Origin of the sequence: Phreatobacter sp., from assembly GCF_052440005.1 — a bacterium.
Classification (GTDB): Bacteria; Pseudomonadota; Alphaproteobacteria; order Rhizobiales; family Phreatobacteraceae; genus Phreatobacter.
Genome location: NZ_JBQVQL010000137.1, coordinates 1 through 8,515 on the forward strand (window position 1 = coordinate 1; position 8,515 = coordinate 8,515).

At 70.7% G+C, this 8,515-nt stretch carries 5 protein-coding genes and 2 pseudogenes; 4 read left to right on the top strand and 3 right to left on the bottom strand.

Annotated features, from left to right (window positions below; genetic code table 11):
- Together ACT6XY_RS21555 and rsmD are read left to right on the top strand one after the other, a co-directional pair.
- Positions 1 to 1,188: pseudogene (locus ACT6XY_RS21555) on the top strand (hypothetical protein); the annotation flags it as partial.
- 3 nt (positions 1,189 to 1,191) lie between these two features.
- Positions 1,192 to 1,746 (top strand): 16S rRNA (guanine(966)-N(2))-methyltransferase RsmD, encoded by a 555-nt coding sequence (rsmD, locus tag ACT6XY_RS21560; RefSeq protein ID WP_444750362.1) that lies wholly within the window; start codon positions 1,192 to 1,194, stop codon positions 1,744 to 1,746.
- Between the two features lie 6 nt (positions 1,747 to 1,752).
- Here the strand turns inward: rsmD and mscL are convergent, their stop codons facing one another.
- The gene (mscL, locus tag ACT6XY_RS21565) at positions 1,753 to 2,163 is read right to left on the bottom strand and encodes a large conductance mechanosensitive channel protein MscL (RefSeq protein WP_444750363.1); all 411 of its coding nucleotides are present in this window, start codon (positions 2,161 to 2,163) and stop codon (positions 1,753 to 1,755) included.
- A gap of 197 nt (positions 2,164 to 2,360) precedes the next feature.
- Between mscL and ACT6XY_RS21570 the strand changes: the two genes are divergently transcribed.
- Positions 2,361 to 5,906 carry a hybrid sensor histidine kinase/response regulator gene (locus ACT6XY_RS21570; protein ID WP_444750364.1) on the top strand — a complete coding sequence of 1,182 codons (3,546 nt, stop codon included), beginning with the start codon at positions 2,361 to 2,363 and terminating at the stop codon, positions 5,904 to 5,906.
- Between the two features lie 6 nt (positions 5,907 to 5,912).
- On the opposite strand, the gene ACT6XY_RS21575 is transcribed toward ACT6XY_RS21570, so the two are convergent.
- Positions 5,913 to 6,875 (bottom strand): alpha/beta hydrolase, encoded by a 963-nt coding sequence (locus ACT6XY_RS21575; RefSeq protein ID WP_444750365.1) that lies wholly within the window; start codon positions 6,873 to 6,875, stop codon positions 5,913 to 5,915.
- A 105-nt stretch (positions 6,876 to 6,980) separates the two neighbouring features.
- Between ACT6XY_RS21575 and ACT6XY_RS21580 the strand changes: the two genes are divergently transcribed.
- Entirely contained in the window at positions 6,981 to 7,871 is an 891-nt protein-coding gene (locus tag ACT6XY_RS21580; RefSeq protein ID WP_444750366.1) for a patatin-like phospholipase family protein, read from the top strand.
- A 3-nt stretch (positions 7,872 to 7,874) separates the two neighbouring features.
- Here the strand turns inward: ACT6XY_RS21580 and ACT6XY_RS21585 are convergent.
- Positions 7,875 to 8,515, bottom strand: a pseudogene (locus ACT6XY_RS21585) (DNA mismatch repair endonuclease MutL); the annotation flags it as partial.

Genomic DNA, 8,515 nt, shown 5'->3' on the forward strand with positions numbered 1-8,515 from the left:
GGCCGTGACCGCGACGAGGGCGACCGTGGCGCGTCGAAGACCCCCGAGCATCGCTTCGGCAACCGTCCGCGCGTCTGGCGCGACGGCGAGGCGACGGATTTCGGCCCGCGCAACAAGGCACGGCCCGCCTACAAGGGCGGCCGCGCCGGCGAGGAGGGCGGCGAGCGCGACTTCAAGCGCGGCGCCCCGCTGACCGATTCGCGTGGCCGCCGCGTCCGCGTCGAGAAGATGGGCGGCGACGGCCCGGCCGCGGAGCGGCAGGAGCGCTTCGAGAACCGCCAGGCACGCCAGGCGGAGGATCGCGGCGAGCGTCCGTTCCGCAGCCGCGACGATGCCCCGCGCGGCGACTTCAAGCCCCGCGGCGATTTCAAGCCGCGTGGCGACCGTCCGTTCCGGGATCGCGACGGCGACGCTCCGCGCGGCGACTTCAAGCCCCGCGGTGATTTCAAGCCGCGTGGCGACCGCCCGTTCCGGGACCGCGATGGCGATGCTCCGCGCGGCGACTTCAAGCCCCGTGGCGACTTCAAGCCCCGCGGCGACCGCCCGTTCCGGGATCGCGATGGCGACGCTCCGCGTGGCGACTTCAAGCCCCGCGGTGATTTCAAGCCGCGTGGCGACCGCCCGTTCCGGGATCGCGATGGCGACGCTCCGCGCGGCGACTTCAAGCCCCGCGGCGAGCGGCCCTTCCGCGACCGTGACGGCGAGGCTCCGCGCCGCGACTTCAAACCGCGTGGCGACCGGCCGGTCCGCGATCGCGACGGCGATGCGCCGCGCCGGGACTTCAAGCCCTGGGGCGACCGCGAGGAACGGAGCGGCGGCGGCGGCCGGGACTTCAAGCCCCGCGAGAGCCGTTTCGGTGACCGGGCCGAGCGTCCGGACGGCGACCGTCCGCGTGGGAAGCCCTATGGCGGCAAGTCCTTCGGCGATCGTCCCTCCGGCGGGCGCTCCTTCGGCGACAAGCCCTATGGCGGCAAGTCCTTCGGCGACCGTCCGTCGGGCGGGCGTTCGTTCGGCGACAAGCCCTCTGGCGGAAAGAGCTTCGGCGGCGCCCGCGGAGAGCGGTCCTTCGGCGACCGCCCCTCGGGGGGCAAGTCGTTCGGGGGCAAGAGCTTCGGCGGAAAGCCGGGGGGCAAGCCCTTCGGCGGAAAGCCGGGCGGCAAGCCCTTCGGGGGCAAGCGGGACCGCTGAGCCTTGCGCATCGTCGGCGGCAAGTTTCGCGGGCGCAGCCTGCTCGGCCCGAGGTCGGACACGATCCGCCCGACCTCGGACCGGCTGCGTGAGAGCCTGTTCAACGTGCTCGTCCACGGTTACGGCGACCCGTGCGACGGCGCACGGGTCATCGATCTCTTCGCGGGGACGGGGGCCCTCGGCCTCGAGGCGCTGTCGCGCGGCGCGGTCTATGCGGCCTTCGTCGACCAGAGCGCCGAGGCGCGCGGTCTCATCCGCGGCAATGTCGACGCGATGGGGCTGGCGGGCGTCACGGGGCTGCTGAAGCGGGACGCGACGAGGCTCGGGGCCCTCGCTCCCTTCGAGCCCTTCACCCTCGCCTTCTGCGACCCGCCCTACCGCAAGGGCCTCGGCGAGCGGGCGCTTGCGAGCGCGCGCGAGGGCGGCTGGCTCGCCCCGCAGGCGCTCGTGGTGCTGGAGGAGGCGGCGGACGTGGCCGTCGCTGTTCCCGACGGCTTCGAAACCGAGGAACGGCGCGAGGCGGGCGAGACGCAGCTCCTGTTCCTGCGCGCGCCCTGATCACCCCTACTTCTTCAGGAGATCGCGTATCTCCGTGAGCAGCTGCACGTCGGCCGGGGTCTCGGCGGGCTTCGCCGGCTCCGCTTCCTGCTGCCGCTTGAGGCGGTTCATGCCCTTCACCACCATGAACATCACGGCGGCGATGATCATGAAGTTGATGGCGATGGTGATGAAGCGGCCATAGGCGATGACGGCGCCCTGCTTCTGCGCATCGGCGAGGTTGGTGGCAGTGACGGACTTGCTCAGCGCCAGGAAATAGTTGGTGAAGTCGAAGCCGCCGATGGCGCCGAGGATCGGCATGAAGAGGTCGCCGACGATCGATTCGACGATGCGACCGAAGGCGGCGCCGATGATGACGCCGACCGCGAGGTCGACGACATTGCCCTTGAGGGCAAATTCACGGAATTCCTTGAGCATGGCGGGCCTCTTGTCTGCCGGTCGGTGCGGCGGACCGGCAGGTTCGGCCAGATTCGGGGGGAAGGCAACCAACTTCCCTTGGGGAAGGCACGCCGGCAATGGACAGCTGGCATGCCGCATGGTCAGATCGCCGCCCCTTCGAGCCGCGGCTCCGCCATGACGACTGTCCCGATGGTCCTGCACCCGACGCCGCTGCCATGAGCATGGGCCTGGTCATCATCCTGACCGCCTTCGCCTATCTCGGCGCGCTCTTCGTCGTCGCCTATTGGGGAGATCGCCGGCGGGCGCGGGAAAAGGCCATTCGCCAGAGCCAGACCTGGATCTACCCGCTGTCGCTGGCGGTCTACTGCACCTCCTGGACGTTCTTCGGCTCGGTCGGTCTCGCGTCGCGCTCGGGCTTCGACTTCCTCGCCATCTATATCGGACCCATGGTGCTCTTTGCGCTGTTCTGGCCGCTGATCCGCCGCGTGGTGCGGATCGCCAAGACGCAGAACATCACCTCCATCGCCGACTTCATCGGCGCCCGCTACGGCAAGAGCCAGGCAGTGGCCGGCATGGTCTGCCTCATCGTCACGGTGGGAACGATCCCCTACGTGGCGCTGCAGCTGAAGGCGGTGTCGTCCTCGCTGATGACGACGATCCGGCCGGACGAGATCGTCAACGTCACGCAGGAACTGCCCTTCTTCGGCGACCTGGCGCTGGTGGTGGCGGTGTCTATGGCGGTCTTCGCCATGCTGTTCGGCACCCGCCACGCGGACGCGACGGAGCACCAGGACGGGCTGATCCTGGCGGTGGCGGCGGAATCCATCGTTAAGCTCGTCTGCTTCCTCGCCATCGGGCTCTACACGACCTACGTGATGTTCGACGGCTTTTCAGACCTCTTCGGCCAGGCACGCTCGCGGCCGGACATCGCCGCCTCGGTGCTGCGCTGGCCGGACCTGTCCACCTTCCTGACGATGAGCGCGCTGTCCTTCTGCTGCGGCATCCTGCTGCCGCGCATGTTCCACGTCGGGGTCGTGGAGAACCATTCGGAAGCCGAGATCCGCCGCGCGTCCTGGCTGTTCCCCCTCTATCTCGTGCTGATCAACCTCTTCGTCATCCCCATCGCGGTGGCCGGGCTCCTCGTCTTCCCGGCCGGCTCCATGGACAGCGACATGACGGTGGTCGCGCTCCCCATGTCGCGGGGCAACGAACTCCTCACGCTGGCGGCCTTCATCGGCGGCCTGTCGGCCGCGACCGCCATGGTGATCGTGGCGAGCGTCGCGCTGTCGATCATGATCTCCAACGACGTGGTCATCCCCTCGCTGCTGACATTGCGCGGTCGCCTGCTCGCCGCCGAAGGCGCGGCCGACGAGCGCACGGACCTCGGCCCGACCATCCTGATGATCCGGCGCACGATCATCCTCGCGGTGATGATCCTCGCCTATCTCTACTATCGCATCGCCGGCGAGGCGCAGCTCGCCTCCATCGGCCTCCTGTCCTTCGCGGCGGTGACTCAGCTCGCGCCTTCCTTCTTCGGCGGTCTGTTCTGGCGGCGCGCCAATGCCACCGGCGCGGTCGCCGGCATGGCGGGCGGCCTCGCGGTGTGGACCTACACGCTTCTCCTCCCCATGCTGACGACGACCGGCGCCCTGCCCTCGCGACTCGTTGCCGAGGGCCCCTTCGGAATCGCCTGGCTGAGGCCGCAGAACCTCTTCGGCATGGTCGACCTGCCGCCGCTCGCCCACGGCGTCTTCTGGTCGCTGTTGCTCAACGTCATCCTCTATGTGGGCGTCTCGTTCCTGCGCCGCGCCTCGGCCATCGAGGTCATGCAGGCCAAGATCTTCCTGCCTTCCCCGGCCTCCGACTATGCGCCGAGCTTCCGCCTCTGGCGCAGCGCGGTGACGGTGGAGGACGTGCGTGCGACCGTGGCGCGCTATCTCGGGGCCGAGCGCACGCATGCCGCCTTCGAGAGCTACGCCATGGAGCAGGGCCTGCCGCTGGAGGGCGCGGCGGAGGCCGACATCGACCTCTTGCGCTATTCGGAGCGCCTGCTCGCCTCGGCCATCGGCACGGCCTCCTCGCGCCTCGTCCTGTCGCTGCTGCTGAAGAAGCGCTCGGTGTCGACCACCGACGCGCTGAAGCTGCTCGACGACGCCAATGCGGCCATGCAGTACAACCGCGAGGTTCTGCAGACGGCGCTGGAGCATGCCCGCCAGGGGGTCAGCGTCTTCGATGCCGACGGCAATCTCATGGTGTGGAACCGGCCCTTCGCCGAGGTGCTCGCCCTGCCGGCGGAGACGCTGCACATCGGCGCCGGCTTCGACCGCATCCTCAGGGCGCTGGCGGTGCGCGGCGAGTTCGGGCCCGGCGACATCGACACGCTGGTGGCCGAGCGTGCCGACCGCCTGCTGCGCGCCGACGAGCCGCAGATCGAGCGCCTCGCCCGGCTCGGCCTCTTCATCGAGGTGCGCGCGGCGCGGCTGCCGGACGGCGGCGTGGTCACGACCTATACCGACGTCACCGCCTCGGTGGCCGCGGCCGAGGAACTGGAGCGCGCCAACGAGACGCTGGAGCGCCGCGTGCGCGAGCGCACCGAGGAGCTGACGCGGCTCAATGCCGAGCTGGCGCTGGCCAAGCAGGAAGCCGACGAGGCGAACCTCTCCAAGACGCGGTTCCTGGCGGCGGCGAGCCACGACATCCTGCAGCCGCTGAACGCCGCGCGGCTCTACACGACCAGCCTCGTGGAGCGGCGCACCGGCGGCGACGAGCGGCGCCTCGTCGACAATGTCGACGCCTCGCTGGAGGCGGTGGAGGAGATCATCGCCGCGCTCCTCGACATCTCCCGCCTGGACGCGGGCGCGATGAAGCCGGAGTTCGGCAGCTTCCGCATCGACGAGCTGTTCCGCCAGCTCGGGGTGGAGTTCGCTCCCATCGCCGAGCAGAAGGGGCTCAGCCTCACCTTCGTGCCGACGGCGCTCGCCATCCATTCCGACCGGCGACTGCTGCGCCGCCTGCTGCAGAACCTCATCTCCAACGCCATCAAGTACACGGCCAGCGGCGGCGTGGTGATCGGCTGCCGCCGGCGCGGCAAGAAGCTGTCGCTGGAGGTGCACGACAGCGGGCCAGGCATTCCCCAGGCCAAGCAGCGGATCATCTTCCAGGAGTTCCAGCGCCTTGAGCAGGGCGCGAAGGTGGCGCGCGGTCTCGGCCTCGGGCTCTCCATCGTCGAGCGCATCGCCCGCGTCCTGGAACACAAGCTGACCGTGAGGTCCAAGGTCGGCCGTGGCTCGACCTTCTCGGTGACGGTGCCCATCGCCCCCGCCCTGCCGGCGGTGGCGCCCGGCCCCGCGCCGTCACCTCTCCCGGCGGCACCTCTCGACGGGCTGACCGTGCTCGCCATCGACAACGAGCCGAAGATCCTGCACGGCATGGAGGCGCTGCTCTCCGGATGGGGCTGCCGCACGCTCATCGCCGACGGCTGGCCGGCGACCCACGACGTACTCAACGCCAGCCAGGTGCCGCCGGACGTGGTCATCGTCGACTACCACCTCGACGAAGGAAACGGCCTCGACGTCGTCACCCAGTTGCGCTGGCGGTTCGGGGCGTCGCTGCCGGCCATCCTCATCACCGCGGACCGCAGCCCGGAGGTGCGCGACAGGGCGCAGGCGAAGTCGGTGCATCTCCTCAACAAGCCGGTGCGGCCGGCAGCCCTCCGCGCGCTGCTCGCCCAGTGGCGGGTGCGCAAGCTCGCCGCCGAATAGGCGGCTTCAGTCGGCGCAGGCCTCGCCCATGAAGGTCTCGATCCGTTCGAGGCAGCGGTCGGTGTTGGAGCCGGGGAAGCCGATGAAGACGTGGCAGCCGCCGCCATAGACCTCTAGCGCGGCGCGGTTGCCGGCCGCCGCCCAGCGCGGCGCCATGAAGAGGGTGTCGTCCAGCAGCGGATCGAGCGAGCCGACGGTGAAGAGAGCCGGCGGCAGGCCCTTCAGGTCGGCATGGAGCGGCGAGATGTCGGGATGGCGCACATCGCCGCCCTGGACGAGGAAGTGGCGGACGAACATCTCGATGTCGCGGGTATTGAGCACCAGCTTCTCGGCGCCCCAGCGGCGCACCGAGGGGGTGAGGGCGAGATCGTAGCAGCCGGCGTGGAGATTGGCGGCGCGGAACGGCATGACGCCGTGGCGGTCGCGCAGGCGCAGCAGCGTCACCGCCGCGAGGTGCGCGCCGGCGCTCTCCCCGCCGATGACCATGCGGTCCGTGCCGAAGAGCCGTTTCGCCTCGCCGGCGATCCACAGCGCGGCGGCCTCGCAGTCGTCAGGGCCCTGCGGATAGGGGTGCTCGGGCGCGAGGCGGTAGTCGATGGAGACGCAGGCCATGCCGGCACGGTCGGCGAAGCGTTCCAGCCACTGGTCCTGCTGGTCGACGCTGCCGAGCACCCAGCCGCCGCCATGGATGTGGACATAGATGCCGCGCGGACTGTCCGGCGCGATGATCCTCAGGTCGATGGGGCCGTGCGGGCCGTCCATGGTGATGGTACGGGCCCGCGGCGAGGGGATGGGCGCCGGAAAGGCGCCGCGTCCCTCCCGCCGCATCTGTCGGATGACGGCCGGGGGATAGGCCCAGTTGTCCCAGGTCTCCAGCCGCTTGACGATCGCGGCGTTGACCGCAAGCGCGTCGGCGGGCGCCTTGCCGGCGTCGAAGGAGGGCCCGAGGGCGCTTGTCAGGTCGATCATGATTCATCCGCCTTGCAGTCGCGACGATGAAAGCCCGCCAGCCCTGCGAGGGCAAGCCGGCCATCGGGCTCCCGCCATGCGGGCGGCTGGGCTAGACTTGGGGCCATGACCGCATCCAACATCACCCCGGCGCCGACGCCGGACCTCGCGCTCGTCCTCGGCGGCGGCGGCGCCAAGGGCCTCGCCCACATCGTGGTGATCGAGGCGCTCGACGAACTCGGCATCCGCCCGCGGGTGGTGGCCGGCACCTCCATCGGCGCCATCGTCGGCGCCTGCTATTGCGCCGGCATGAGCGGCGCCGCCATGCGGGACTATGCCCTCGGCGTGATGCGCATGAAGCCCGACGTGCTGCGCGCCCTGTTCGCGGCGCGGGTGGGCCGCTTCTCCGACATTCTGCGTGGCGGCCTGACCAATCCGGTCCTGGTGGACGCGGAGAAGCTGCTGGCGGCCTTCCTGCCGCCGGTGATCCCTGCGACCTTCGAGGAGCTGGTGACGCCGCTGACGGTGGTCGCGACCGACTTCTACGCCCGCACCGACGTCGCCTTCTCAGACGGCCCGCTGGTGCCGGCGGTGGCCGCCTCGATGGCCATTCCCGGCGTCATCCGCCCCGTGCGACACCGCGGCCACGTGCTGGTCGACGGCGGCACGATCAACCCGGTCCCGGTGGACCGCGTCTCGGCAGCGGTGACGCTCGCCGTCGACGTCCTCAACGGATCGGGGGCCGAACGGGAGATCGACGACGTCATCCCCGAGCCATGGGACGCCATGTTCGGATCGGTGACGCTGATGATGCAGGTGCTGAGCACCGCGCGGCTCGCGGAGCACCGCCCGACCATCCACCTGCGCCCGCCGGTCGACCGGTTCCGCGTGCTGGACTTCCTGCGGGCGCGGGAGATCCTCACCGCCTGCGAGCCGGTGAAGGACGAGGTGAAGCGCCGTGTCGCCCTGGCGCTGGAGGCGGTCCCCGCCGACTTCGTGGCGCCGCCGGGCGCCTGACCGTCACCGGCGCCCGAAGAGGCGTTCCACGTCGGCCAGCGACAGCGTTACCGACGTCGGCCGGCCGTGGTTGCACTGGGCCGAGCCGGGCGTCGCCTCCATCTCGCGCAGGAGCGCGTTCATTTCGGCAGGGCGCAGCAGCCGGCCCGCTCTCACCGAGCCGTGGCAGGCCATGGTGGCGGCGACCGCCATCAGGCGCCGCTCGAGCGGCGCGGTGCTGTCCCATTCGGCGAGGTGCTCGGCGATGTCGCGGGTCAGCGCCTCGGCATCGACATCGCCCAGCATGGCCGGCGTCTCGCGCACGATGACGGCGCCCGGCCCGAAGGGTTCGAGCACGAGTCCAAAGGCGGCGAGGTCGTCGGCGCGCTCGATGAGGCGGGCGGCATCGGCGGGATCGAGCTCCACTACGATCGGAATGAGCAGCGCCTGACGGGCGATGCCGCTGTCCGCCATCTGCCGCTTCAGCCGCTCGTAGACGAGGCGCTCGTGGGCGGCATGCTGGTCGACGATGACGAGCCCGTCGCGGGTCTGGGAGAGGATGTAGGTGCCGTGGACCTGGGCCCGCGCAGCGCCGAGCGGCCGGTCGAGATCGTCCCCGGTCGGCGCGGCCTCGGCGGCGCGGGCATCGGCGGAGGGCGCTATGT